General features: G+C 35.0%; 20 protein-coding genes, 1 tRNA gene and 2 pseudogenes. 13 read left to right on the top strand and 10 right to left on the bottom strand.

Annotated features, from left to right (window positions below):
* Positions 1-48: 48 nt before the first annotated feature.
* Together R0F62_RS00440 and R0F62_RS00435 are read right to left on the bottom strand one after the other, a co-directional pair.
* Positions 49-1,221: a porin gene (locus R0F62_RS00440; protein ID WP_070356730.1), complete on the bottom strand. Its 1,173-nt coding sequence runs from the start codon at positions 1,219-1,221 to the stop codon at positions 49-51.
* 62 nt (positions 1,222-1,283) lie between these two features.
* Complete coding sequence (locus tag R0F62_RS00435; RefSeq protein WP_010962355.1) at positions 1,284-2,099, bottom strand: PAS domain-containing protein; 816 nt, start codon at positions 2,097-2,099, stop codon at positions 1,284-1,286.
* Positions 2,100-2,332: 233 nt separating this feature from the next.
* On the opposite strand from R0F62_RS00435, the gene R0F62_RS00430 reads away from it, so the two are divergent.
* Complete coding sequence (locus R0F62_RS00430) at positions 2,333-3,118, top strand: enoyl-ACP reductase FabI (RefSeq protein ID WP_006280349.1); 786 nt, start codon at positions 2,333-2,335, stop codon at positions 3,116-3,118.
* A 16-nt stretch (positions 3,119-3,134) separates the two neighbouring features.
* On the opposite strand, the gene secD is transcribed toward R0F62_RS00430, so the two are convergent.
* The 4 genes and pseudogenes from secD to rsmA all read right to left on the bottom strand — a co-directional run bounded on the left by secD (position 3,135) and on the right by rsmA (position 8,271).
* Complete coding sequence (secD, locus tag R0F62_RS00425; RefSeq protein ID WP_317051382.1) at positions 3,135-4,640, bottom strand: protein translocase subunit SecD; 1,506 nt, start codon at positions 4,638-4,640, stop codon at positions 3,135-3,137.
* Between the two features lie 164 nt (positions 4,641-4,804).
* Positions 4,805-5,785, bottom strand: a pseudogene (locus R0F62_RS06705) (IS3 family transposase).
* Between the two features lie 63 nt (positions 5,786-5,848).
* Positions 5,849-7,342, bottom strand: coding sequence for an IMP dehydrogenase (gene guaB, locus R0F62_RS00405; protein ID WP_065095043.1), 1,494 nt, complete (start codon positions 7,340-7,342; stop codon positions 5,849-5,851).
* Positions 7,343-7,458: 116 nt separating this feature from the next.
* Positions 7,459-8,271 (bottom strand): 16S rRNA (adenine(1518)-N(6)/adenine(1519)-N(6))-dimethyltransferase RsmA, encoded by an 813-nt coding sequence (rsmA, locus tag R0F62_RS00400; protein ID WP_038228092.1) that lies wholly within the window; start codon positions 8,269-8,271, stop codon positions 7,459-7,461.
* Between the two features lie 78 nt (positions 8,272-8,349).
* On the opposite strand from rsmA, the gene R0F62_RS00395 reads away from it, so the two are divergent.
* Together R0F62_RS00395 and R0F62_RS00390 are read left to right on the top strand one after the other, a co-directional pair.
* Positions 8,350-8,422: transfer RNA gene (locus tag R0F62_RS00395), tRNA-Thr, on the top strand.
* A gap of 24 nt (positions 8,423-8,446) precedes the next feature.
* A complete protein-coding gene (locus tag R0F62_RS00390; RefSeq protein WP_274979029.1) occupies positions 8,447-9,175 on the top strand; it encodes a triosephosphate isomerase in 729 nt (242 codons plus the stop codon).
* 74 nt (positions 9,176-9,249) lie between these two features.
* Here the strand turns inward: R0F62_RS00390 and dprA are convergent, their stop codons facing one another.
* Positions 9,250-10,338 (bottom strand): DNA-processing protein DprA, encoded by a 1,089-nt coding sequence (gene dprA / locus R0F62_RS00385; protein ID WP_038199450.1) that lies wholly within the window; start codon positions 10,336-10,338, stop codon positions 9,250-9,252.
* A 61-nt stretch (positions 10,339-10,399) separates the two neighbouring features.
* Here dprA and R0F62_RS00380 point away from each other — a divergent pair, with 61 nt between their 5' ends.
* The 8 genes and pseudogenes from R0F62_RS00380 (at position 10,400) to R0F62_RS00345 (ending at position 17,966) form a co-directional block, all read left to right on the top strand.
* Positions 10,400-10,774: a ferredoxin family protein gene (locus R0F62_RS00380; protein WP_010082601.1), complete on the top strand. Its 375-nt coding sequence runs from the start codon at positions 10,400-10,402 to the stop codon at positions 10,772-10,774.
* 193 nt (positions 10,775-10,967) lie between these two features.
* Complete coding sequence (locus R0F62_RS00375; RefSeq protein WP_010082602.1) at positions 10,968-11,753, top strand: hypothetical protein; 786 nt, start codon at positions 10,968-10,970, stop codon at positions 11,751-11,753.
* Between the two features lie 79 nt (positions 11,754-11,832).
* Positions 11,833-12,786: a D-alanine--D-alanine ligase gene (locus tag R0F62_RS00370; RefSeq protein ID WP_274979028.1), complete on the top strand. Its 954-nt coding sequence runs from the start codon at positions 11,833-11,835 to the stop codon at positions 12,784-12,786.
* Positions 12,767-13,525, top strand: coding sequence for a cell division protein FtsQ/DivIB (locus R0F62_RS00365; RefSeq protein WP_010962363.1), 759 nt, complete (start codon positions 12,767-12,769; stop codon positions 13,523-13,525). Before R0F62_RS00370 ends, R0F62_RS00365 begins: the two co-directional genes overlap by 20 nt.
* 1,141 nt (positions 13,526-14,666) lie before the next feature.
* The gene (locus R0F62_RS00360; protein WP_010082605.1) at positions 14,667-15,773 is read left to right on the top strand and encodes a D-alanyl-D-alanine carboxypeptidase family protein; all 1,107 of its coding nucleotides are present in this window, start codon (positions 14,667-14,669) and stop codon (positions 15,771-15,773) included.
* Positions 15,774-15,872: 99 nt separating this feature from the next.
* Positions 15,873-16,187: a DMT family transporter gene (locus tag R0F62_RS00355; protein ID WP_010082606.1), complete on the top strand. Its 315-nt coding sequence runs from the start codon at positions 15,873-15,875 to the stop codon at positions 16,185-16,187.
* Positions 16,188-16,203: 16 nt separating this feature from the next.
* Positions 16,204-16,548, top strand: a complete 345-nt coding sequence (locus R0F62_RS00350) for a DMT family transporter (RefSeq protein ID WP_274978947.1) — start codon at positions 16,204-16,206, stop codon at positions 16,546-16,548.
* 266 nt (positions 16,549-16,814) lie between these two features.
* Positions 16,815-17,966, top strand: a pseudogene (locus R0F62_RS00345) (transposase).
* 141 nt (positions 17,967-18,107) lie between these two features.
* On the opposite strand, the gene putA reads toward R0F62_RS00345, so the two are convergent.
* From putA to secB, 3 genes are all read right to left on the bottom strand, one after another.
* Entirely contained in the window at positions 18,108-21,248 is a 3,141-nt protein-coding gene (gene putA, locus R0F62_RS00340) for a bifunctional proline dehydrogenase/L-glutamate gamma-semialdehyde dehydrogenase PutA (RefSeq protein ID WP_274979156.1), read from the bottom strand.
* A gap of 134 nt (positions 21,249-21,382) precedes the next feature.
* On the bottom strand, positions 21,383-23,968 hold the full coding sequence (gene acnA, locus R0F62_RS00335; RefSeq protein WP_274979155.1) for an aconitate hydratase AcnA: 2,586 nt from the start codon (positions 23,966-23,968) through the stop codon (positions 21,383-21,385).
* A gap of 14 nt (positions 23,969-23,982) precedes the next feature.
* Positions 23,983-24,486: a protein-export chaperone SecB gene (secB, locus tag R0F62_RS00330; protein ID WP_006279761.1), complete on the bottom strand. Its 504-nt coding sequence runs from the start codon at positions 24,484-24,486 to the stop codon at positions 23,983-23,985.
* 164 nt (positions 24,487-24,650) lie between these two features.
* On the opposite strand from secB, the gene R0F62_RS00325 reads away from it, so the two are divergent.
* On the top strand, positions 24,651-25,301 hold the full coding sequence (locus R0F62_RS00325) for a Tim44/TimA family putative adaptor protein (RefSeq protein WP_274979154.1): 651 nt from the start codon (positions 24,651-24,653) through the stop codon (positions 25,299-25,301).
* 17 nt (positions 25,302-25,318) lie between these two features.
* Complete coding sequence (gene dnaQ, locus R0F62_RS00320) at positions 25,319-26,014, top strand: DNA polymerase III subunit epsilon (protein ID WP_010082574.1); 696 nt, start codon at positions 25,319-25,321, stop codon at positions 26,012-26,014.
* Positions 26,015-26,049: the final 35 nt, after the last annotated feature.

Below are 26,049 nucleotides of genomic sequence, written 5' to 3'. Positions count from 1 at the left end.
TGAACGGTTACCTTGGATGACAGAAAAGAGTGTTGGAAGGAGGCAATATTAAAAACTTAATTTCAGTCCAGCCAAGAGCACATAACCAGAGTTGTTATTTTCTATTTTAGGTTCTTTGGTACTAAATTTTACAATATCGAAATAGTATGAAGTACCTAAAAAAAGAGAATTTTCAAGGCTTAAAGCATATGATGTTAACTCGTTTGTACCTTCGCCTGCAATATCCCTACCACTACTAAAATATGTTAAGCTTGATTTGTAAGAATCAGAATGGTAAGCGATACCTGCATTCATATAATACGTATTATTTATTTCAGGATTACGCCTCTCACCAGATTCACCACCATTACCATACGAAAAAATGCAATCAAGATCGAACAATTTTAGCTTCAAACCAAAATTCCAGTGCAGTAATTGATTGCGACATTCATAATTTTTAGAAGTTCCATCTGAGCAACCAGTTAAATTTTCTCTTGCAAATTCACCAGTCAAAGCAGTAGTAAAACCTATATCATTTGACAAGCTGTTTTTATAGGAAAGGCCAGCAGCAATTAAATTGCTGTACTGTAAGTTATTTTTTCCTGGAACATAACTGAATCCGAGTTGAAAGTTATAGATTTCAGGGGAGATGTAGTTAATTGATGATTGTTTTAACCCTAGTTCGAGTTCATTATAATCGCTATAAATATTGGGCTTGACCCAGAACACCTTGTCTTGATTATATCCAGGGTCACCATCTTTTTTATGATCACCGCGCAAATTTGCATAGTTTGTCCAATGACCATTTACTCCTCCAGCAGCTGCATAAATTTTTGAAGTGTTAATTAACATGCTCTGACCAACTAAACTTCTTTTACCATATTCAATTGATCCAAGTTCCTGGTTTTTTATGATAAAATACCATTCCTCCATGTCTAACTTTTCTATGTCTAACGCTTTTAGGTTTGCAATACCAGAAACCCCTGCCTTAACATTAACCCCCATTTGAGTATTTGGATAAACTTGCTGTAAATAAAGAAAGCGCAAGTATGAATAACTTGAAGTTTTATCCTTAGGCTTAGCATTGAAAGAATCTCTGTTGAAGGCGTAGCCGAATCTCAAATCTATTTTTCCGTCTAGTTCTGCATAAAATATTTCCTTATCCAAAATTGTTTTAGAGCTAGCACTATTCTGCAAAAACAATGATGAAAGCAGTGCTACCAGGTAGTACTTTAACTTCATAAATAAACTTAAATCTTTATAAAAATTTAAGTTTAAACTCAATATAAATAAAAAACAACTTTTCAGAAGGCACCGCTGGTAGATTTTGCTGCCTGTTTTTGAGCTATATTCCCATAAATTATTGATACACTTGGTAATTTTCGCTTTAATAACTGCTTATTAATGGCAGAATGTATACGATTAATTATTTTAGATATACTTTTTACATCGCAGTTAATCAAAACAAAAAGCACTTTATTCTCATCAATATACCCTAGAAAATCATCACTACGGCAATTTTTATAAAAATGTTCTATGATAACTTTCAGTGCATTATTTGTCTCACTACAGCTACTATTTAAGCCAATCACTCCTATAGCTGCATTAATTTGATGTTGAAAGGCAAAATTTAATATAACGTATAACTCTAGAATAGTGGACTCATTGCCCGGTATATCGAATAAGTCATGGTTTTTATATTTTTTACCCATTAGATATTTATCTCTAAAGATTCCTAGTTTATGGGACAAACTGATATCACGTATTAATAGCTCATAATTTATTTTATTACTGGCAAATTGTGCAGTGCGGAAAACTTTTACTTTTGTCCTGATATCTTCTCCCTTAGCATCAATTAAGGAAAAATCTATCACTTTAGGTAGTATATCAAGTAAATCGTGTCCATTTTCGGTATACTCTAAATAATTCTTCACGTTGTCAGCTGCTCTTGTGCTTAAGATATTAATTAATGGCTTATTAAGCAAATTCTTCTCTTCATATTTTAACAAATCCCTTGCAACTTGATTGAGCCCTAAAATTAACACGTTTTTTTTCTTATTATCCTGACAAACAGATACCACAGCATCATCTTTTCTTCTTGCAGTTATGAAATCATCCATACTTTCATTCTATACAGCGTATTTATAAGTATAATAAGATTATATTAAGATTTACTTACTTATTAATATGCTTAATTGGGTATAGGCAGAATGTCATATGGAATGGCTTTGTTGTAGAAGAATCAAGATTACTGTTTATAGACTTCAAGTTACTGCAAAAAATATTTTAAAACATAGTGATATCTTGACTTTACCTAGTTAATATTCCAAATTATAAAAAAACAGATAGTTCTATGACGACAAGTCTATTACAAGGCAAAAAGGGATTAATAACCGGAATAATAAATAAGAGATCAATAGCATACGGTATAGCAAAAACTCTCTCAGAGCACGGAGCAGAACTTGCAATCACCTACCAGAATGAAATAATAAAAGAAAAACTATCACCAATAGCAGATGAACTAAATGTGGAGCTAATATTACACTGCGACGTTTCAAATGAAAAAATCATAGATAACGCTTTCGAAATAATAGAGAAAAAATGGGGTACTCTTGACTTTTTGGTGCATGCAATAGCATTCTCCGATAAAAATGAGTTAGATGGTAAATATGTCAATACTTCACTGGATAACTTCCTCAATGCAATGCATATATCGTGCTATTCTTTTACTGCTTTAGCGCAAAGGGCTGAAAAAATGATGTCAAATGGTGGTAGTTTACTTACTTTATCTTATTATGGCGCTGAAAAAGTTATGCCAAATTATAACGTTATGGGTTTATGTAAAGCGGCACTTGAAGCAAGTGTAAAATATATAGCATGTGATCTCGGGCCACAAAATATCAGAGTAAATGCAATTTCCGCTGGTCCAATCAGAACTTTAGCATCTTCTGGAATAAGCGATTTTCACTCCATATCAGAATGGAATAGAAATAACTCTCCGCTCAGACGCAATGTTACAATAGAGGATGTTGGCAAGGCAGCGTTATACTTATTAAGCGACTTAAGTAGTGGCACTACTGGAGAAATTTTGCACGTTGATTCAGGATATAACGTTGTGGGAATGAAGGTGGTTGACTGAGATCTAAATCCTTAATTCAAAGCGCTAGTTCCTTCGGGTTCATACACAACTCTATCAGGAGTTTTGTGACTGTGATTGCAGAAAACATCGAACATAAAATTCCTATTGATAGAGTGACAGAAAAGCCTCTTATTGCTCCACTGCCAATAATGAACATTATTCCTGCAGCAATTAATGTAGTGATATTTGAATCCAGTATTGTCTTTATAGCGTTTTTAAACCCTTCTTCAATAGCACGTTCCACTCTCTTGCCAGATTTGATTTCCTCACGAATTCGCTCAAATATTAAAACATTTGCATCCACCGCCATACCAACAGTAAGTGTAATACCGGCAATTCCAGGTAAAGTTAGAGTTGCTTCAAGCAGAGTGAGAATTGATAATATAAGAACTACATTAGAAAAAAGTGCAACAGAGGCCAATACACCTAATTTGCCGTAAGTGATGATTATAAATAAAGCCACGGCTATAATAGAGATTGTTGCTGCCATTTCCCCTGCCTTTATTGATTCTTCTCCAAGACTTGGGCCAATGTTTTTTTCTTCAATTATTTTAAGTGATGCTGGCAGTGCTCCAGATTTTAAAAGTATTGCAAGTTCGCTTGCTTGTTTTTCAGTGAAATTACCGCTAATTTCTCCCTCTCCATTTAAAATTGGCTCACGTATTGTAGGTACTGTTAAAACTGTGTTATCCAGAACAATTGCAAAAGGCTTTCCTACATTTTCTTTAGTGATTTTCGCGAATCTTTTACTCGCTATACTGTCAAATTTAAAATGCACTGTCGGTTTACCTAAATTGCCGAATCTAACTGATGCGTTAACCAGCGAATCACCACCTATTTCAGTTTTGCGGAATATTGGATAAGAATTACCTAAAGAATCCTTGAGCATGACAGTGGTTTCATGGTCTATATCCTGCACCTTGGCTATGTTAGTGTTTGCCAAATGAAAAGCTAGCTTAGCAGTTTTGCCAAGCAGAGATTTTATCTGCTTGGTATCTTCTACTCCAGGCACCTGCACTAATATTTTATTCTGCCCTTGTTTTTGAACGCTGACTTCCTTTGTGCCAAGTTTGTCCAAACGGCGCTGGACATTGTTTATTGATTCTGCAGCTACTTCACTGATCAAAGAATTTTTATAATGTGGTTTATACGAAATGAGAATCGAAGAATCTTTTCTATTTAGCTCTAAATTTGGATTTATCGCATTAATCAACACAGATGCTTTTTTATAATCATCAATACTATTTAAAGTTATAACGCTATTTTGTACGTTAGATTCAATATTTTTTGTTAGCAATGTCTCTTTTATTTCGTTAGCTAGCATGCTTAGCTTTTCCTTAAAATAGAAGTCTAAGTCTATGTTTAAAAGCAAAGATGCCCCTCCTTTCAGGTCAAGGCCTAAGTTTATTCTTTTTTTCGAAATAAAAAGCTTATTATCAAAGAAATTTGGCAGTGTTATGTATAAAGCAAATAAACAGATGCATAATACTGAAAAAGATTTGACTATAAGTCTGTTATACATAAGTTGTAGGTTTAAAATTGTAATAATTGATTGTAAGTTAAAAATAGATTTTTGTAAAATTCTCTATTTGACCTTACCCAGAAAAAGTAGAGAGAAAGTTAAGACGTTTTTATCATGAGAATAAATTGTGCAGGAATGCAATAGTTAATAGTAGAATGTCTACGTTATTTGTTATAAAAGATTTCTATGTATTCAAATATGGCAGTTCTGGTTTGTTGAGCGAGAAGTATCAATAAGCAGCTCCCTTTTAAGTGAACTTTTCTGCAACAGAGTTATCGTAACAACAGCCCTTATGGCTCATGCTGGAAATGATGTTTTTTGTATTCAATAGAAATTGGTAATTTTGAGAGGTATACTGTGACCCTTGATCGCTATGTAACAGCAGATTTTTATCGGGTTTGCGTTTATCAACGGCCATCAATAAAGAATCTATAACTAATTATCATGTTACTCATTAACCACCATGCGTGAATATAGGTCAATTATTGCCGCCAACAACCTTCTTTAGTTTTTATGTAGGTAATCCCAAACTTTATTTGGCTGATCAGTAGTAAAATTTTGATCCAATGTGTTCGGAGCCACAACTCGGTTGCTTATTTGCTGTTTTTTATTTTTGAACCTTCGTCTAAACTTGGCTTTAATGCCATTTTCTTGCATAACACTTTGTACTGTTTTAATTTTTGCCTAAAGCTTTTAATTCAGCGTGAATTTTAGGGGCTCCATATCTGCATTTAGAAGCTCGATGTATTTTTTGAATATCTGCTAGAAGCCCTTCTTTTGCTAATTCTTTACTGCTTTTTTCCTTAGCAACCCATACCACCAGTACAAAACCCTACATAGTTCCTGTGTTTTATAGCAATTTCTATATAAAAGAATACTTTACTCTTTTTCTTTGCCCAGGGCTTTTTTTAAGATGTCTCTTTCTCTTATTAGCTCTTTTTTTAGATCAAATCTTTCTTTGTCATAAGGAGCCTTTGCCTGGAAATGCGTATGCTCCAGACATTTTTCCATTATATTTTCTTACTTAACATACTGCCATCTATACCTAGATCTTTTGCTATTTTTGTACTTGCTTGACCTGTTTCTTTAACCAGCTTAACAGCTTCTAATTTGAATTCTGCTGTATATTCTCTTCTATTTGTCATATTTTGAAAAAACGTTTTATTTTACTCCAAAAACGTTTTAACTTTCTCTCTACTTTTTCTGGACTACTCCGAATCGGTTGACAAATTGGACGTTTGATAAGCATAATTTGGAGCTTCTTGTGTAATGACTATATCATGAGCGTGACTCTCTCTTAATCCTGATGCAGTAATAGTAACAAATTTACAATTTTTTTTCATCTCTTCTATATTCCTATTACCAGTATACCCCATTGCAGCTTGCAATCCGCCAATCAATTGATGGATTACTCCTGAAGCTGGACCTTTGAATGGAACTCTTCCTTCCACTCCTTGTGGAACTAATTTGAGTTTTGAATCTTTATCTTGAAAATAACGGCTAGCTGAACCTCGTTTCATTGCACTAATAGATCCCATTCCTCGATAGCCTTTATATGCTCTGCCCTTATACATAATAATCTCACCTGGGCTTTCGTCAGTGCCAGCAAAAATCGAACCAATCATCACAGAGTCAGCACCAGCTGCAATAGCTTTTGCAACATCTCCTGAGTATTTTACCCCACCATCAGCAATTAGTCTGACGTTTCTTGCTCTACACGCCTCTGCAACATTCTTGATTGCAGAGAATTGTGGCACACCAACACCTGTAACTATTCTGGTTGTACAGATTGATCCTGGTCCTATTCCAACCTTCACTGCATCAACACCCGCATCAATCAACGCTTCAGCAGCCTCCTTTGTTGCAATGTTTCCGCCAATTAATTGCGTATTAGGATACATCTTTTTTATTTCCCTAATGGTATTGATAACGTTTTCGGAATGACCGTGAGCAGTATCCACAACAACTACATCAACTTCTTCTCCGATCAAAGCTTCACATCTGTCTATACCATCTTTTTTACCAGTGCCAATTGCAGCGGCAACTCTGAGACGCCCTTTACTGTCTTTACATGAATTTGGGTATCTATTGTATTTTTCAATGTCTTTAACCGTAATTAAACCTATACAACAAGAATTTTCATCTACGACCAAAAGCTTTTCTATTCTATTTTCATGCAACAATTTCATTGCTGAGGCACTATTCACGCCCTGCTCCCGCACTGTCACTAACTTATCTTTTGTCATCACTTCAGAAACTTTTACATTCATGTTCTGGTCTTCAATAAATCTCACATCTCGGTTAGTTAAAATTCCAACTAACTTGCGTTGATCGACTACAGGAATGCCAGAATAATTGTGCTCTCTCATTAATGAAATTGCTTCCGCAACTGTTTTATCCGGTGAAATCGTAATTGGGTTATACACGATCCAACTTTCATATTTTTTCACCCTTCTCACTTCTAAAACTTGTTCATCTATTGATAAATTCTTATGTATGCAACCTATCCCTCCATGTTGGGCAATAGCTATTGCAAAGCCCGATTCAGTAACAGTATCCATTGCAGAGGATATGAGAGGGATATTTAGTTCTATACTATTTGTTAAATAAGTTTTTGTATCTGCATCGCAAGGCAATATATTAGAATAGGCTGGCAAAAGAAGTATATCGTCAAACGAATAACAAGCTTCCATTTTTTTCATAGGCTTTATTTAAAGCTTATACGCCAATTAATTAAATTGCAATAGGCAAAATTAGCTAGGAGCCTTTAATTGTATAGCTCTAACTGTTTTTAGGAGATAGAAAAGCTATATAGTTGCTAATACATTTTATTGCACAATAAGCATTCTACATTATTTGCCAGCAAACAGAACTGCTCAATAGTTAAGTTTTCTGGACGTTCATTTCCACTCAATTTAGCGTTTTCAAGGACAGTTTCAGCGTGGTTCGTTATATTTTGCAAGCTATTTCTCAGCATCTTTCTTCTTTGAGCAAAAACAGCACGTATTAATTTTATTAAGGTTTCCAAGTTTACTACAAACTTTGGGGTAGGCAAAGGATTTACTGTAATTACTGAAGAATGTATTTTTGGTCTTGGAAAAAACTCTTTAGGTTCAATATCAAATTCCTTTTTTATATCGCATAGTAACTGGCTTAGCACTGATAGAGGACCATAATCTTTAGAATTGGGTCTTGCTGTAATGCGATCTGCTACCTCTTTTTGAAACATTAATGTCAAACTCGTAAAAAATTTTATACTATCTAACCACTTTAAAAATAACGCTACCGAGATATTGTAAGGCAAGTTAGCAATAACTTTAACTGGGCGCTCTATCAGCTCTTCTTCTATAATATGCAGTGCATCCGCTTCTATAATTCTATACTTTCCTTGATGCTCATTTAGCAGTTGGTCATGGTGTTTTACTAAATCTCTATCTTTTTCTATAGAAAGTAGAGACTTTGGATTATGCACCAATATTTCTCTTGTTAATGCACCATATCCAGGACCAATTTCAATGACATTAAAATTTTCCAGACTACCAGCTAAAGCGACGATTTTTTTTGTTATCTCACTCGATAAAATAAAATTTTGCCCTAGACTCTTTTTTGGCTTCAGTAAAAATTTTTTCATATTATTTTCATTATACAGTATTTTAAAAATTAGTTGACGAAAATTCATTGATAATTGTATATTATTAATGTGTTTAACGCCGGCTTAGCTCAATTGGTAGAGCAACTGACTTGTAATCAGTAGGTTGTCAGTTCAAGTCCGACAGCCGGCACTCTCGCCCATATAAGTAAAGTTGATGTCCTTTTTAATAGTAGCAAATTGGAAAATGAATGGAATGCGTTCTTCATTTGTTGACTTTATAGGCAAACTTAACAACAAGAGCAACGAAATTACCTCTAAGCTAGTGATTTGCCCTCCTTTTACGTCATTTCCAAGCAGTATAGAGTTGAACAATAATATTAATATAGGAGCACAGAATTGCCATCATAAAAAGTTCGGTTCTTACACAGGTGAAATTAGTGCAGAAATGTTAAAAGAACTAGGGTGCACTTACGTAATACTTGGGCATTCTGAAAGGGCTAATGAAAAAGATAGTGAAATAAAACTTAAGTCGGAAATAGCAATAGAATCAGGCTTACACCTAATTATCTGTGTGGGTGAAAATTCAGAAGATTATAAGAATGAAAAAACAAAAGAAGTAATAGAATATCAATGCAAAAACCGTTTGCCAACACACGGTGAATATACCGTAGCATATGAGCCAATATGGGCAATAGGCACAGGTCATGTGCCAAATAATGATGCAATTGCTAAGGTGATAGAGGTAATAAAATTGTGTACTAGTAAAAAACACATTATATATGGTGGTTCAGTCAGTTCAGAAAATATAGAAAATTTGCTCAGTATCTCAAATTTATCAGGAGTTTTAATTGGCAGTGCAAGCTTAGATTTCGATCACTTTTATAAAATTATACAACAAGTTGAAAAAAAGTTTTCTCTTATCAATTCTAAAATCAGCAACTAAGAATCCTATAACAAATGGCATCATTTCAGTGTCAAGCATATGTCTGTACGAGCATCTAGTATAGCTAAAGTAATCTAGAAAATTAACGATATTTTATTCCCCGGTGAACGCTCTATTTTGTTTTCCAACTCTAGTTCTAAAAGAGCCATTAGAGCTATGTTGGTAGAAAGTCCGCTTGCTAATATAAGTTCATCTATATCAACAGGTACAGAGTTAATATGATCAACTATAACAGATTTTGCCTGTTGTAATTTTTCTTGTTTTTGGTTAACAAAATGGTGCTCAACATCAAATAGGTTTTTTTGCTGCGGAGGTAAACTAAACCTAATACTCTCTATTATGTCATCAGCGGATTCGATAAGCTTAGCACCGTTTTTAATTAAATAATTACTACCACTACAGCGTGAATCTAAAGGGAAACCAGAAACTGCAAACACCTCTCTCCCTTGATTTAAAGCAAAATCTGCTGTTATTAGAGAGCCAGAACGTTTCGATGCTTCAATCACTGCAACACCTAGCGATAGGCCAGATATAATTCGATTCCTTTGAGGAAAATACTGAGGCTTTGGTTTAGTAGCAAATGGAAGCTCAGTAATTACTAACCCACCGTTCCCAGTGATTTTTTTGTATAGATCAAAATTCTCTTTTGGATACACCACATCAATTCCGCTTGCTGTAACAGCAATAGTGGGATGATTTTTGTATATTACACTGTTTGCTGCAGTATCAATTCCTCTTGCAAGTCCAGAAACGATAATAAAACCAGCTTCGCTTAAATCAAGTGCCAACTTATTGGCAAAATTTCTTCCATTCATTGAAGAGTTACGCCCACCGATTATTGCAATTATCTCACGGCTTAATAATGATATATCACCAAGCGCAGTTATTACAGGAGGACAACTAGGGATATTTCTTAAAAGATCAGGGTAATCTGGGTCACATGCGGGTATAATTTTAGCTCCAATTCTTTCTGCATTATTGATTTCTTCTCGTGCATCTTGAATGCCATACACCTTATCATTAGCCACCCTATTGAGATATTTTAGCACCTCATCTAGCGATCCGTGTGTTCTTAGTATACTAAAAAACTTTATTGGTCCTATGGTTCTAGCCAGGCTTAACCATACTTCTAATTCTTTGTTGTTCAATTTATTTATCTTCATAAAAAGCTTGAATTTCTTATCAATTTAGTGTACCCAAGATAATGCAAATATACAGTGTTTTATGACGCATTTTGTTACAGATAAATGCATAAAATGTAAATATACAGACTGCGTGGAAGTATGTCCCGTTGACTGCTTCTATGAAGGCAAAAACATGCTCGTGATTAACCCAGATGAATGTATTGATTGCGGAGTGTGCATACCTGAGTGTCCAGTAGATGCAATTGTAACTGATGATTCCATAAAAGATATTTTAGAACTAGATGAAGAGTTGCTGAGCAGCGAACAAAAAACTTTCAAGTTATTTTACGATATAAATGTAGAATACTCACAAAAGTGGCCAAATATCACAGCTAAAAAGCAACCCCTCTATACTGCAGAAGAGTATAAGGAAAAAAAGGATAAAACAGCTTATTTTGATGAAAATTTAGAATAATGCTACTGAAGGAAAAGAAACTTTTTGTATTTCAGGGTTGTTGTTTTTGGTTGCTGAAAATAGTTGCGTTATCTAAGTTGTTATGCTGATAAATTAGTATCGATTAATTTAAGGATTAAGGAAAAAGGCTTATTGACTTTTGAAATATTTGATTATAAAACTAGCTGTTAGCATTAAATCTTGGGGGTAAGTTATGAGTATAAATAAAAGAGAAACCATTAAAAAGATTGAAGGGTTACTTTTTCAAGCGAACGGTAATCTTGAAAAAGCATGTGATCTATTATCAACAGTAGAGTTAACCGAAGATGATATTAAAATATTGCTGGAAGAGATGATAAAAGAGTATCATAGCTTGTTTGAAAAGATTTCTTGGAGTTGTGGAATTACTGCAGGCAGTGCACAAGATGCCAACGCAAGCAGCTTCAACGAAGTTTTTAAGCTAGGTTCAAAAGAGTTAGCATTGGCAATGACGTCAGATCTCAGAAAGTCTTATGATCAAGAATTATTTAAGAAATATAAAAAAGAAGAAATGTCTTATCCTGAAGGAGAAGGAGTACAATTTATTAGAGAATTGAGAGTTCTAAGTAGAATACTTACTATATCTTTAATAAGGAAACTTGATGAAGTTTACAAGTTTACTCCAGAAGAAATTGAGCGTTTGAAGGAATATATGTTAGTTAGCAACTATGATATAAGCAAAAGTCTTTCTGATATAGACAAATATATGCATGCACTATCTGCCTTAATTAGAAACTCTTCACTTGATACAAAAAAGATATTTGAGCTAAATAATCGAATGATAATACACACTACAGCCTTAATTGATTTAGTAACTAGTGGAGTAGTGAAAAAAGAAGAAGCAAAAGAACAATCTGCTGAGGATTTAGAAAAGCTTATCTGTGAACAGTATAAAGGTGCAGCAAACACGCCACTACCGTTGCAGAGCACGCTATTTGAAGTGGATAAAAAAAGTGCTTGAAGAAAGTTTATAGTTAGCCAAAGTAGGTATTTAATAAGCTTAATGTAACCATTATGTATGCTATATAGCAAAACATAGAATGCTTATGATTCCAACTATAGCAATTTTAAGTGGTGGATTTTCTTGTGAGAGAGAAATATCGCTTATGAGCGGAAAAGCAGTGAAGAAGGCGCTCGATAGCCTTTCATATAATGCAATAGAAATAGATGTTGACAGCAATATTGCTGAAAAGCTTAAAAAAATTAATCCGGGCCTTGCTTTTATCGCTCTGCATGGACCTTATGGTGAAGATGGCTGCATTCAAGGTTTATTGGAAATCTTAGGTATAAAATATACACACTCAGGAGTTATGGCTTCTGCCGTTGCTATAAATAAAGTGATGTCAAAGCATATATTTCGATCCCTTAATATCGACACTCCAAAAGGTTATGTAATTAGCCGAGAAGATGTACTAAAAAATAATATTAAAATCGATTATCCGTACGTCTTAAAACCAATGAATGAAGGTTCAAGTATTGGAGTGTACATAATTTTCTCGCACGAGGATTACTTAGAACTGAAAAATAATAGTTCTACTATAATGGAAAAGATGATCGTAGAAGAATACATACCGGGCATAGAGTTACATACTGCTGTATTGCTGGATGAAGCAATTGGCACTATAGAAGTACGACCAAAAAATAAATTCTATGATTATGAAGCAAAGTATACAGATGGATTTGCAGAACATATATTTCCTGCTAAAATTCCTGACAATATATATAAAATGACCTTGGAACACGCACTGAAAATACATCAATTTTTAGGATGCAAAACTATTTCCCGCTCAGATTTCCGTTATAATCCCAAAAATAACACTTTAAAAATGCTTGAGATTAATACACATCCTGGCTTTACTGAGTTATCGTTAGTGCCAGAAATTGCAAAATTGGCAAAAGGAATCAATTTTAATGAATTAGTTAAAATTATTATTGAAGATAGTTTGCAGCACAAAAATATTAGGGATTTAAGTCATGTTGAGCAGTATTACTAGAAGCCAAAGGAGTTTTTTGCGTAAGTGTGCCTTGGTTGTTATCACAGCACTTTTTCTTACGCTAATACTTTACAGCTCACTTGATAAAATAATAAATCGATTTAATTACTACTTTACTTGGTACAATGACTGCCTATCTAGTTTATTACTCAGTAGTGGATTTTCAATCGACGAAGTAGTCGTGAGCGGCAATAAATTTACAAACAAAAAGGATATTCTAAGTTTGACAGATAGAACGCAACCTATCCTGTATATATCACTTTCAAAACTTGCCGGTAACATACAATCCGTAAGCAGATGGATAAAACACGTAAGAGTTCACAGAATTTTGCCCAATACTCTACACATTAATATAGATGAGCATAAACCGTTTGCTCTCTGGAAAGATAATAACAAAACCTCGGTAATTGATTTTGAAGGTAAAGTGATCGTAGATGACTATCTAGTAGATGATCTTGTTGTAATTACAGGACAAAACTCATTATCAAACCTAGAATTTGTTAAAGATGTGTTAGAGAGTAAAACTCAATTAAGTGACCACATTTCTTCTTTTGCTTATATAGGGAATAGAAGATGGAATATCATACTTGATAACGATTCCACAGTAAAACTGCCTGAAGATAACCCTTATAGTGCATGGGACTATTTAAACCACTTACACAATACAACTGATTTTACTTTCAGCGATTGGAGTATTATTGATATGCGTATTACTGATAAAATCTTTGTGAAGAGGTGATCTGCTGTAATCCAAGTAGCCCCTTTTCCTGTCATCCCAGTGCCCAGACACTGGAATCCCGCCGCGAACCGTCATACCGCGATTCATTCGCGGTATCTCTTAACATAGATCCCTTATTTAACCGCCATACCTTAACATAGATCCCGCTAACACGTAGCGGGATGACGAGGTTATCGTCATGTCACCGCGAACCGTCATACCGCCACGAACCGTCATACCGCGATTCATTCGCGGTATCTCTTAACATAGATCCCTTATTTAACCGCCATACCTTAACATAGATCCCGCTAACACGTAGCGGGATGACGAGGTTATCGTCATGTCACCGCGAACCGTCATACCGTCACGAACCGTCATACCGCGATTCATTCGCGGTATCTCTTAACATAGATCCCTTATTTAACCGCCATACCTTAACATAGATCCCGCTAACACGTAGCGGGATGACGAGGTTATCGTCATGTCACCGCGAACCGTCATACCGTCACGAACCGTCATACCGCGATTCATTCACGGTATCTCTTAACATAGATCCCTTATTTAACCGCCATACCTTAACATAGATCCCGCTAACACGTAGCGGGATGACGGTTGTCGTTTAGCTATAAATATTTAAGAAATTTACCAAACGAAAAAAAAGGCAAAAGAAGCCCCGTGGTTGGCTAATTACTTACATTATACTTTCAAGTATGGCGTTTTTTTATTCTAAACGCTTAATAACCGCGATTTAGCTGCTTTTTAATGCAACTAACCTTTAGTCATAAATGTTTAAGAAATTTACTAAACAGAAAAAAAGGCAAAAGAAACCCTAGGGTAGCTAGTTATTCACTATCCATTTTTTAAGTTGGCGTTTTTTTATGTTTTAAATGCTTTATAAGCGCATTTTAGCTTATATTAGGTAAAAACCTAAAAATTTTATAAAGACATAAGGTGCACATAGTGCAAAAAATTAAACATGAGACGCCAGATACGTGAGTTTTTTTGTCATTTAATCTGTACAGAGAAGATAAATAAATAGCTTCAGTTTCATGGTAAGGGGGCTGGCGAGGTTTGTCAAGGAATTTTTATGCAAGAGATCTATTGAAATGCCCCTGTAAAATTATACTATTAATTAGTACACTATAAATTTAAAATTATAGATATGTTAAGCAGATTGGTAATTTTGCTATTAGTTTTTATACTTCCTTTTTCTTCATACTCATACCAGTTTAGAACCAAAGCAAAGCAAGCAGTAGTCTTAGATTTAGCTTCAGACTCATTCATTTTTGACCATAATTCTGATGAAAAAATGGCCCCATCTTCAATGAGCAAGCTAATGACTTTATATATAGCCTTCGATTATCTAAAAGCTGGAATAATACACATGGAGGATAAATTTCGAGTAAGTAGAAAAGCGTGGGAAAGGAGAGGCTCTTCTATGTTTTTGAAAGAAGGTCAATCCGTTACGGTGAGGGAATTACTTGAAGGAATTACAATAGTCTCAGGCAATGATGCCTGCATAACACTAGCCGAGGGCATTGCAGGATCAGAAGAGAATTTTGTGGCTGAAATGAATGAAGTTGCACAAAATTTGAATCTGAATGACAGTCATTTTGTCAACTCAAGCGGGTGGCCAGATGAAGATCATTTTATGAACGCAAAAGACTTGGTAATGCTGGCAAAAAGGATTTTCACCGATTTTCCTGAATATTATGATTTATTTTCCGAACAATATTTGACATATAATGAAATTGTACAAAAGAATAAAAATCTTCTACTTTTTCACGATATTGGTGTTGATGGCTTAAAAACCGGTTATACAAATGCTGGTGGTTACGGCATTGTAGCATCTGCAAAACGAAATGATAGGAGAATTTTTGCTGTCGTAAATGGTTTAAACACTGAGAAAGAGCGAATAGAAGAAGCAAAAAGATTGATACAATACTCCTTAAATCATTTTAACACTAAGAAAATATTCGTTAAAGACAGCGTAGTTGAGGAAGTAAATGTTCTCTATGGAAAAGATAGAAAAGTGCCTATTACAGTTGCAAACGATGTTACCATAACTTACAACCGCAAATTGCATGACCAAATTAAGGTGCGTATTGAATATAAAGATATGATACCTGCACCCATTAAAAAAGGTCAAGAAGTGGGCAAAGTTTTTGTAGAAATACCAGGTATTGAGCAACAAACTACACCACTTTATGCAGCAAATGACGTGCAGGAATTGAATTTCGTAGAAAAGTTTTTTAGGATGTTGTTTTAAGTTTGATATTAAAGCAATTCCGAAAGAGAGATCTATTGCACTTTAGTGTAGTTTTAACTAACAATTTCTGTTACAATACAAGATTGAAATGTTACGAAAATGTGCTGGTTGTATTTGTTGCTGTCTAGTATCCTAGAGATACTGTGGGCTGTAACGCTAAAGTTTAGTAACAGTTTTACTAAAGTTGTGCCTTCGATTGCAACATTGGTAATTATGATCATTAGCATTTACTTTTTATCTCTTGCAGCATGCTTTCTACCTATTAGGGTATGCTATGCAGTTTCCTCTGGAATATGCACAATTGGAATAACTATAATTGGTGCAACCACTTTCACAGAGAATATTAATTTATCTCAAGTTTTATGTATCGTTTTAATTGTAATAGGAAGCATAGGGCTAAAGCTCTCTATTTAAACCTAAAAATTTATGCATGAATTGGATATATTTACTCTTATCGTCACTAATTGAAGTGTTCTGGGTCATAACACTTAAGCATGGTTATGGATTTACTCATCTCGTACCATCAATAATTAGCATACTCTCCATGGCTCTTAGTACATATTTACTTTCGCTCGCTACACGTTCTATACCTATCGGAGTATGCTATGCAATTTGGACTGGAGTGGGCGCTATAGGAGCTTCGATACTTGGAGTTTACCTATTTGATGAACCAGTTAATTTATTCGAAGTAATATGCTTTATTTTAGTTACATTCGGGATTATAGGATTAAAATTGTTTGATACTGCAAAACAAACTGTTGATAAAATGGAATAAAAGATCCCACTGGGATGAAAGAAGCAGATACTCCATATTGTCATGCAAATTGGAATCCAGACTTTTTTCTATATAGCATGGTGAAGACGGGAAACCGTAACCGTTCACACAATGGCGTCAACTTAAGGAAAAATGTCAGAGATTGTGTATAAAATTTCTCTCCAAATTTTTTATCATTAAATTATCCAAAGAGTGCAAGGGACAGCACTTTTGTTTCTGTTTTATTTCAACAAAGAAGTCTAAAATGTGTCCTTTTTAGGTGAAATATGCAAAAAGGAAAAAACCTTATTCTACAAATTAAAAATATAATATACTCGAAAACTTTTCAGAAAATCCATTGTGTTGAGTTTTACACGAACAAGAAAACTTCCTTTTTCGACAGTATTTTCTATGATTTTAAAGTTAGTTAAAAAAAGTTTGGGAATAGAATGTGAACTTATGGAGCCATTGACATGTACCCTCAAAGCAAGCTTTTTCTAAAGCAAGATATAAGATTTGCCATACAGGCTTTCAAGAATTTAAGCATCCAAAGAGCCTATCAGGATGAACCTGAGTTGGAGAGGCTATAGACTTATTGCAGCAGATGGTTCTGGTATGAGATTACCCAGCTCTGGGGAAATTGTATCCGAGTTTGAACCAAATGGAACAACAGGCACCATTGGCAATTTGTTTGTTGATTTGTGTACTTCGCTGATTTGCAGTGCTCGTCTTGCAGCTTGGAATATAGGTGAACAAACGTTGGCGGCAGAGCAATTACCCGAAGTTATCACTCAAATGCGTTTATTAAATCAAGAGAAATTATTATTTATCTATGATCGTCTTCAGTAAAATTCATTCAGCAGCATTATAATTTGGAAGTAGATTTTATTTTTCGCTTGCAAAAAGAAATTAAAGAAATTATAGTAAGCTATGGGAACGCTGGCGAATTAGATTTTGATTTTATATTAGAAAATGAAAAGCTAAAAAATAAAATGAAAGGACAGAAAGTAAGAGTTATAGTGCTGACATTAGCCAACTGAGAAACAGAGTTTTTGACCGAGACTTTGGAGCAAAGCTTATGTGTTAAGGTGGCACATAGAGGAGTGCTATAAACGACTCAAAGTAGGAGCAGAGTTAGAGAATTTTTCTGGAGAGGCTGTATTACAAGAATTTTGGGCAAACTTGGTCATGTGCAATATATTATCGCTTCATATATGTGATGCACAAGGGCCTTGGAACCCAGATCAAATTACTGAGTATCGTTTAAATTTTTCAGTTTTATTTAGTGTAATGAGACAGAAACTCTATCAGGTACTTATTGCGCCAAAAAACTTTCAAGCCCTTTTTAAGTATACGCGCTAAAGTTAAAATCCGACCGGGACAGCCGCAATAAAGTAGATAAGCCTAAACGCCATCATGTCTTTAGGAGAGTTTGCTAATGAAAGTTCTTAAGTTGACGCCATTGGCTGAACGGATACGATTTATTTCAGTGCATGAGCTGGTCCTTTTCGGGTTTTAGCGCTGTGTACATAACTGCACGAACGTCTAGTTTAGGGGTAAGAAAAATTAGGGCCCGCAAATTAATCCAAACACATAAGTGTAGTGTTACCACCAAATGCTGTAGTGTTAACACTTACAACTTTTTCTGTAGAAAAACGCTGTAAATAATGAGGACCACCAGCTTTTGGCCCAGTGCCAGATAGTCCTCTACCACCAAATGGTTGTATCCCAACTGCTGCACCTATCTGGTTACGGTTGATGTAGACATTTCCAACTGATATTTTTTTACTTATAGTGTCAATTTGACTTTGTATACGACTCTGCAAAGAAAACGTAAGCCCATATCCAGTACTATTTATATCACTTATAACTTCATTTAATTGTGACTTGTTAAAACGTATGATATGTAAAATAGGACCAAATACTTCTTGCTTTAATTGCGAAATTTTTTGTATCTCATAAATATATGGAGGAAAGAAATAACCATTATGAGAATTTGTATCCATGGGTACTTTAAATAACAGATTTGAATCTTCGTCCTCTGACATTTTTTGCGTATGTTGAGTTAGCATATCGATAGATGCTTTGTCAATTATTGGACCAATATCAGTACTAAGTTGTATTGGGTCACCAATCTTGAGTTCTTGCGCTGCACCGCATATCATTTTTATCTGCTTCTCTGCTATGTCCTCTTGAATAAACAGCACTCTAAGTGCAGAACAGCGTTGACCACTGCTACGAAACGCAGAAAGCAAAGCATCCATAGCCACTTGCTCTAAAAGAGCAGAGCTATCAACTATCATAGCATTGAGCCCTCCTGTTTCAGCAATAAGTGGCACAATAGGACCATCCCTATTTGCAAGCATTTTATTGATTATTTGAGCAGTTTGTGTTGAGCCAGTAAAAGCTACTCCGGCAATTCTATTGTCTGGAACTAATATTTTGCCTAAATATCCACCATCCCCAGGAATGAGGTGTAACACATTCTTTGGTATCCCAGCTTCATGTAGTATCTTAACAGCTTCGTAGGCAATAATCGGCGTTTGCTCTGCCGGTTTTGCCAGCACTGCATTACCTGCTGCAAGTGCAGCTGAGACCTGCCCAATGAAGATAGCGAGCGGAAAATTCCACGGTGATATGCATAAGAAAACTCCTCTGCCTTCAAAAAAGATGAAGTTATCTTCACCTGTTGGGCCCGGCAATTTTTTCCAGTCGCTCAGTTCATTTTTTGCTATCATTGCATAATAACGCAGAAAGTCGATTGCCTCTCTTACTTCTGCTATTGCATCGGATAAAATTTTTCCTGCTTCCACAATCAGAATGTAAATTAACTCTTTCATCCTTTCCTCAAGCAAATCTGCAGCTTTTTCAAGGCATTTAGCGCGCTCTTCTGCTGAAACATTCTGCCACTTAGCAAAAGCACTGTGTGCTATTTCAAGAGCGTTTAAAGCTTGATCGCTTGTTGCACTTGACACTTCTCCAATTACATTTTCCAAATGTGTAGGATTCACTACTTCGATAAATTCAGCATTATCAAATAGTGCTTTTCCATCAATTATTGGTCCAATTTGCCACTTTTTTTCACTAAAACCCTTTATATCATCTGCAAATTGTGAGACTATCACAGAATCACTAATATCCATCCCCAAGGAATTTTTTCTTTCTGGTCCCAAAATATCTTGTGGTAATGGAATGCCTGGATGAGGTTCATAATTAAAATTTATAGCTTTTTCCAGTGGATCTGAAATTAACTCATCGATTTTAACGTTAGGATCACTTATTTGATTAACAAACGAACTATTAGCTCCATTTTCAAGAAGGCGTCTTATAAGATAAGGCAACAAGTCACTATGTTCCCCAACGGGTGCGTAGACACGACAGCTAACATTTGTTGCAAGCTCTGACATTGCATAATCATATAAGTCTTTTGCCATTCCATGTAAGCGTTGAAATTCAAATCCAGGGTGGTTTTTATCAGCAAGTTCCATGATAGAAGCAAAAGTATAGACGTTATGAGTTCCAAAGCATGGGTAAAAGCTGTTTGGTTTACTCAAAAGTTTCTGTGCGCACACGAAGTAAGATACGTCAGTATAGCTTTTTCTTGTAAATACTGAGTAATCATTTAATCCCAATTCTTGCGTACGCTTGATTTCTGAATCCCAATATGCACCTTTTACAAGCCTCACCATAATTTTGTGCTTTGATCGGATAGCAACATCTTCAACAAAGTCAAGAACAGATAAAGCGCGCTTTTGATATGCTTGCACAGCCAAGCCAAGCCCTTCCCACTCAGAAAGTGATTCATCAAGCCGTAATTGTTCAAACAAGATTAAGGACATTTCAAGCCTTTCTGTTTCTTCTGCATCTATGCATAATGAAATGTTGTATTTTTTTGCTTCATGACAAAGCTCTAGCAGTTTAGCTCTCAACTCTTCAGCTATATTATCGAATTGACCAAATTCATAACATGGATGTAACGCAGACAATTTGATTGAAACTCCATGCGATTTAAAACAATCATTTATTTCAGTGGATTCACCTATAGCTTTTATTGAGTGCATGTATGAATTAAAATACTCTTCTGCATCTTCAGCTGTGTGAGCAGTTTCGCCAAGCATATCAAAAGAGTATAAAAACTTACTATTGTCATCTAGTTTTGCATACCTTAAAGCTTCTTCTATGGTTTCTCCAACAACAAAATGATTACCAAGCATAGACATTGCTTGTTTTACTGCTTTGCGAATGATCGGTTCTCCTAAATTCTTAAGTAACTTAGAAATTGCGTAATAGAACTTCGAATCGCCTTCATTATCTCTCAATATACTGCTACCTATCATCAAGCTCCATGTGGAAGCATTGACAAACAACGAAGAAGAGTGCCCTAAATATTTATTCCATTCCTGATTGGCAATTTTATCTTTGATTATTTCGTCTATTGTATAATCATCTGGTATTCTAAGTAGTGATTCAGCAAGGCACATCAATGCTATTCCTTCATCATTGGAAAGCGAGTATTGCTGCATAAAGGAATCTACAATACTTAATTTATTGTGTTTGATTTTTTCAATAACTTGTTTTGCAATATTATAAATTCTATTTTTTGAATCAGCCGAAAGCTCTGCTTTTTCTACAAGATAACGTATATAACTCTTTTCATCAGTACGATAAAATCCTTGTAAACGTTTTCTGAGTTCATTAGGTTCTTGTATAGAGCTTATCATATATAATTATCTCCAAAAAATACTCCGACACCATATGTATGGTGAAATTATATCATAACTTTGCGCAGAGCAAATTGCTATTTACAAAGGGATCAGGGCTGGCTAAAAGAAGTCCATGCAATAACTTCACTAAATCAAAAAGATTGTGCAAGTATGTAGCTCAACACTCCACCACACATCAAGTATTTAGTCTCAGTTGCGGTTTGTACACAGCATTTGAGTTGAATTGATTGTTCAGAATTATCCTTTCCTTTGATGATACATTCTAGATTTCCACCTGGCACTACTTCACCTTTTATGCTTATTACCTTACTACCATCAAATATCTTTCTGGTTATTCCATTTTGGAATATAAGTGGAAGAACACCCATACCAACTAAGTTGGACCTATGTATACGCTCAAAGCTTTCTGCAATTACAACTTTAATCCCCAACAATAAAGTACCCTTTGCTGCCCAATCCCTACTTGAACCTGTGCCATACTCCTTTCCTGCCACAATGATGAGAGCTTCCTTGTAGCGCATCGCCGCATCAAAAATTGGCATAGTTTCTTGAGAAGGAATATATTTTGTATATCCACCTTCGGTGCTAACCATTTCATTTTTTATTCTAATGTTAGCAAAAGTCCCACGCATCATTACATTGTGATTACCACGGCGAGACCCGTATGAATTGAAATCCCGTGGTTCAATTCCAAGCCCTTTTAAATATAGACCGGCAGGACTACTCGAGGCAATATTTCCCGCAGGGGAAATATGATCAGTAGTTATGCTATCGCCAAACATTGCTAATATTTGTGCACCCTTTATATCGATTTTATTATTTTTAGGTGATAAGTTATCAAAATAAGGCGGATTTTGTATGTAAGTACTGTTTGCATCCCAATTATAGATTTCACTTTTTTCACACTTTATCTTCCGCCAATGTTCATCACCAGAAAAAACATCCTTATACTTTTGTATAAACATCTCACGTGTTACCACACTTTTAACACAATCTTCGATTTCATTGTTTGTTGGCCATATATCTTTGAGATAGACATCATTTCCATTCTTATCTTTGCATATTGAATCTTTTGTCAGATCAATTTGCACAGTACCAGCAAGTGCATATGCAACAACAAGTGGCGGAGATGCCAAGTAATTAGCTTTGACTAACGGATGAATTCTTCCTTCAAAGTTACGATTGCCAGATAAAACTGCAGCAACGGTTAAGTTTTTGTTTTTAATGCCATCTTCTATATCTTTATTAAGTGGACCAGAATTCCCAATGCAAGTTGTGCAACCATATCCAACTAGATTAAAACCCAAAGCATTTAGATCTACCTGCAATCCAGACTTTTCTAAATATTCTGTTACAACTTGTGACCCTGGAGCAAGAGAAGTTTTAACCCAAGGCTTTGATTTTAATCCAAGTTTAATTGCATTACGAGCTATAAGACCTGCAGCAATCATCACACTTGGATTTGAAGTATTAGTGCAGCTTGTTATTGCTGCAATAACTACACTTCCATCTTGGAGTTTATCGCTTTCCTTTGACTCATTAACTGAAAATGATTTAGAAAAAGACTCTGCCACTTGTGAAAGAAAAACCTTATCTTGTGGTCTTTTAGGACCAGCCATTACTGGCTTCACGCTCGATAAATCAAGTTCTAGTGCGTCAAAAAATGCTAACTCATTATTGCCACGCCACAATCCTTGCTCTTTCGCATAAGCCTCAACTAACTTAATCAGCTTTTCTGGTCGCCCTGTTAAATGTAAATAATCGAGTGTTTTCTGATCAATTGGAAAAAACCCACAAGTTGCACCATACTCTGGGGCCATGTTTGCTATAGTGGCTCTATCTGCCAAAGATAAATAATCTAAACCATCACCATAAAATTCTACAAACTTACCAACAACGCCTTTTGTTCTTAGGATATTGGTAACCGTCAGCACTAAATCAGTCGCAGTTACTCCTTCCGGCAGTCTGCCAATTAATTTAAATCCAACTACTTCTGGAATCACCATACTAATTGGTTGACCAAGCATCACAGACTCAGCTTCTATGCCTCCAACACCCCAACCAAGAACTGATAACCCGTTAACCATTGTAGTATGGCTGTCAGTACCAACTAAAGTATCAGGATATATGACTCCATCATTATTACACACAACTTGCGCTAAATATTCAAGGTTCACTTGGTGGCAAATCCCTGTGCCAGGCGGCACTACTCTAAAATTTGTGAAGGACGATTCTCCCCACTTTAAAAATTGATATCTCTCCAAATTTCTTTTTACTTCTAACTCAACATTCTTACTGAATGCGGAAACACTTCCATAACTATCTACTTGAACAGAATGGTCAATCACAAGATCAACCGGTACAGACGGATTTATATTGCTTGGGTTTCCTCCATTTTTCTTAACATAGTCCCGCATTGAAGCTAGATCAACAACAGCAGGAACCCCTGTAAAATCTTGCATCAACACCCTTGCTGGTTTATAGCTAATTTCGTGATTAGTGTGTTTATTAACGCAGTCTGCTAGTACTCTTATGTCATCTAGCTTTACGTTTACTCCATCTTCATTGCGCAATAAACTTTCAAGCAGAACCTTAAGTGAGCAAGGCAATTTAGTCACATCTATTCCTAAAAATTCACTAGCACTACTTAGGCTAAAATAGTTGTATGACTTCCCGTCAATGTTTAAAGTCGTTTTTGCATTTAAAGAATTGTTCATCCTATCACACTATATTAGTTAAAATTGGAATTACTACCGTTACTTTTTTGTTGTTGACCTTGCTGCTCATACATAGTTTCAAAATCTATAGGATCTAGCATCAGTGGGGGAAATCCACCACTACTTGTCACTCTTGCAATTATTTCTCTTGCAAAAGGGAAAAGAAAAGTAGGTCCGCCAATAAACAAAGCTTGTCTTACCTCTTCCTCACTCAACTCTTTTAAATTTTCTATTGAAAAAATGCCACAATATTTCGTCTCACAAATGAAAGCTACACCATCTTTTATGCCTTCATCTTTTACCGTTGCTTTGACTTCTATATGCAAAGTAATTTCATGAAAAGATTTTTCTTCATTCACTTCTTCTTTGTTTTTCGTCCCTTCTAATTTTGCTGAATTGATATTAACCATTACATTAATATCTGGGGCTTTACTAGAAGAAAGGAATGGCGAATTCGGATTCTCAAATGATAGATCTTTAACATATTGACCGTGAATTCTCATTTTTTGTTGTGGCATTTCTTACGTCTCCTTTAATTAAGTTGAGATATTTAATACTTTCTTATATAATATATTCATTTACAAACGAATAGCAAACCTGATTATAAGTTGATATGAAAAACATATTTTCATTAATAATTAATAATGTTCGGATACTTTATATGCCAAGGAGTTGAGTTACTATGATAGAGCTTGTAATATATGCTTTATTAGCGGCGTTCATTTTTTCACGTTTGTATAATTCTTTAGGAAGGTCAGCCAACCTCAACCTAAAAAAGCTAACTAATGTATTGGATGTAAGCCGAAGTAGAGAAGATGTAGTAGAAAACATTGAGGGTTACATTGATAGCAATGATGAAAATTCAATAAAAGTTACTTATAAACAAATATTAAAAAAAAACAAAGATTTTTCTATTTCCCACTTTATAGAAGGTTCAAGCATAGCTTTTGAATTAATAATAAAATGTTTCAATCAAGGAAATTTGTCTCAGTTAAAACCACTTCTCGATAAAGACTTATATGATAATTTTGCAGAGAAGATTAAACATCGTAAAGAGGTGGACGAGTCTATAATTGTTTCTATCGTTTCACAAAAGATTTTAGAAATAAAGCTAGTAAAAAACGCAGTGTTTATTGCAGTATATTTCCTTTCAGAGCAAATTAACTTCGTTAAGAACAATGAAGGAGATATAATATCAGGTAGTACATCCACTATGAATAAAGTTGAGGATGTATGGCAATTCAAAAAAAATGTTAATTCATCAGACCCAAGCTGGTTGCTTGTTTCTATTCACTATAAAAAGACAAGTAACGATAAGACAAATGATAAGTAAGATGAGTTTTATTTGAAATGGAAAGCAAGCTACGCGAAATAGTACTTGACACTGAAACGACAGGTCTTGACACTGAATCTGGTCATCGAATTATTGAAATAGGGTGTGTGGAATTAATTAACCGCATTCCAACAGGTAAAGTATTCCATCGGTACCTTAACCCAGAAAGAGATATACCTTATCACTCGTTTAAGATTCACGGTATTAGTGAAGAATTTTTAGAAGATAAACCATTATTTTCAGATGTTGCACTTGAATTTCTTGACTTTATATCTAATGATATTTTGGTAATTCACAACGCTGAATTCGATGTTAAGTTCCTTAACATGGAGTTAAGCAAGCTGAATGCTAGGTTAATTTCCTCAGACAGAGTGCTAGATACATTACCTCTTGCGAGGAAAAAATTCGCAGGATCACCTGCTTCTTTGAATGCATTATGTAAGCGTTTTGATATATCGCTAGAGAATAGAGAATTGCACGGAGCACTAGTTGATGCTCAATTGCTTGCAAAGGTATATGTTGAACTTACAGGAGGGTTACAAACCTTTCTGTTTGATAATGAATGCAATCAGGACAGTAACTCCACATTCGTTCAGCATAAAGTACGTAATCTAACTCCCAGAGAACATTTACCAAATAGTGAAGAAATTGATGAACATAAGAAACTGTTAGACAAAATTAACAATACACTTTGGAATAAATATATTGAATAGGTTAACCAATAAAGATACAATTCAATTTTACTGAG

This window comes from Wolbachia endosymbiont of Drosophila aff. chauvacae BK-2020, assembly GCF_032848195.1.
Classification (GTDB): Bacteria; Pseudomonadota; Alphaproteobacteria; order Rickettsiales; family Anaplasmataceae; genus Wolbachia; species Wolbachia pipientis.
This window is presented reverse-complemented; position numbering and strand designations above follow the sequence as displayed.

Coding starts and splice junctions, on each gene's coding strand:
- R0F62_RS00440 (WP_070356730.1), bottom strand. CDS start 1,221: ATGAAGTTAAAGTACTACCTGGTAGCACTGCTTTCATCATTGTTTTTG.
- R0F62_RS00435 (WP_010962355.1), bottom strand. CDS start 2,099: ATGGATGATTTCATAACTGCAAGAAGAAAAGATGATGCTGTGGTATCT.
- R0F62_RS00430 (WP_006280349.1), top strand. CDS start 2,333: ATGACGACAAGTCTATTACAAGGCAAAAAGGGATTAATAACCGGAATA.
- secD (WP_317051382.1), bottom strand. CDS start 4,640: ATGTATAACAGACTTATAGTCAAATCTTTTTCAGTATTATGCATCTGT.
- guaB (WP_065095043.1), bottom strand. CDS start 7,342: ATGAAAAAAATGGAAGCTTGTTATTCGTTTGACGATATACTTCTTTTG.
- rsmA (WP_038228092.1), bottom strand. CDS start 8,271: ATGAAAAAATTTTTACTGAAGCCAAAAAAGAGTCTAGGGCAAAATTTT.
- R0F62_RS00390 (WP_274979029.1), top strand. CDS start 8,447: ATGTCCTTTTTAATAGTAGCAAATTGGAAAATGAATGGAATGCGTTCT.
- dprA (WP_038199450.1), bottom strand. CDS start 10,338: ATGAAGATAAATAAATTGAACAACAAAGAATTAGAAGTATGGTTAAGC.
- R0F62_RS00380 (WP_010082601.1), top strand. CDS start 10,400: ATGACGCATTTTGTTACAGATAAATGCATAAAATGTAAATATACAGAC.
- R0F62_RS00375 (WP_010082602.1), top strand. CDS start 10,968: ATGAGTATAAATAAAAGAGAAACCATTAAAAAGATTGAAGGGTTACTT.
- R0F62_RS00370 (WP_274979028.1), top strand. CDS start 11,833: ATGCTTATGATTCCAACTATAGCAATTTTAAGTGGTGGATTTTCTTGT.
- R0F62_RS00365 (WP_010962363.1), top strand. CDS start 12,767: ATGTTGAGCAGTATTACTAGAAGCCAAAGGAGTTTTTTGCGTAAGTGT.
- R0F62_RS00360 (WP_010082605.1), top strand. CDS start 14,667: ATGTTAAGCAGATTGGTAATTTTGCTATTAGTTTTTATACTTCCTTTT.
- R0F62_RS00355 (WP_010082606.1), top strand. CDS start 15,873: ATGTGCTGGTTGTATTTGTTGCTGTCTAGTATCCTAGAGATACTGTGG.
- R0F62_RS00350 (WP_274978947.1), top strand. CDS start 16,204: ATGAATTGGATATATTTACTCTTATCGTCACTAATTGAAGTGTTCTGG.
- putA (WP_274979156.1), bottom strand. CDS start 21,248: ATGATAAGCTCTATACAAGAACCTAATGAACTCAGAAAACGTTTACAA.
- acnA (WP_274979155.1), bottom strand. CDS start 23,968: ATGAACAATTCTTTAAATGCAAAAACGACTTTAAACATTGACGGGAAG.
- secB (WP_006279761.1), bottom strand. CDS start 24,486: ATGCCACAACAAAAAATGAGAATTCACGGTCAATATGTTAAAGATCTA.
- R0F62_RS00325 (WP_274979154.1), top strand. CDS start 24,651: ATGATAGAGCTTGTAATATATGCTTTATTAGCGGCGTTCATTTTTTCA.
- dnaQ (WP_010082574.1), top strand. CDS start 25,319: ATGGAAAGCAAGCTACGCGAAATAGTACTTGACACTGAAACGACAGGT.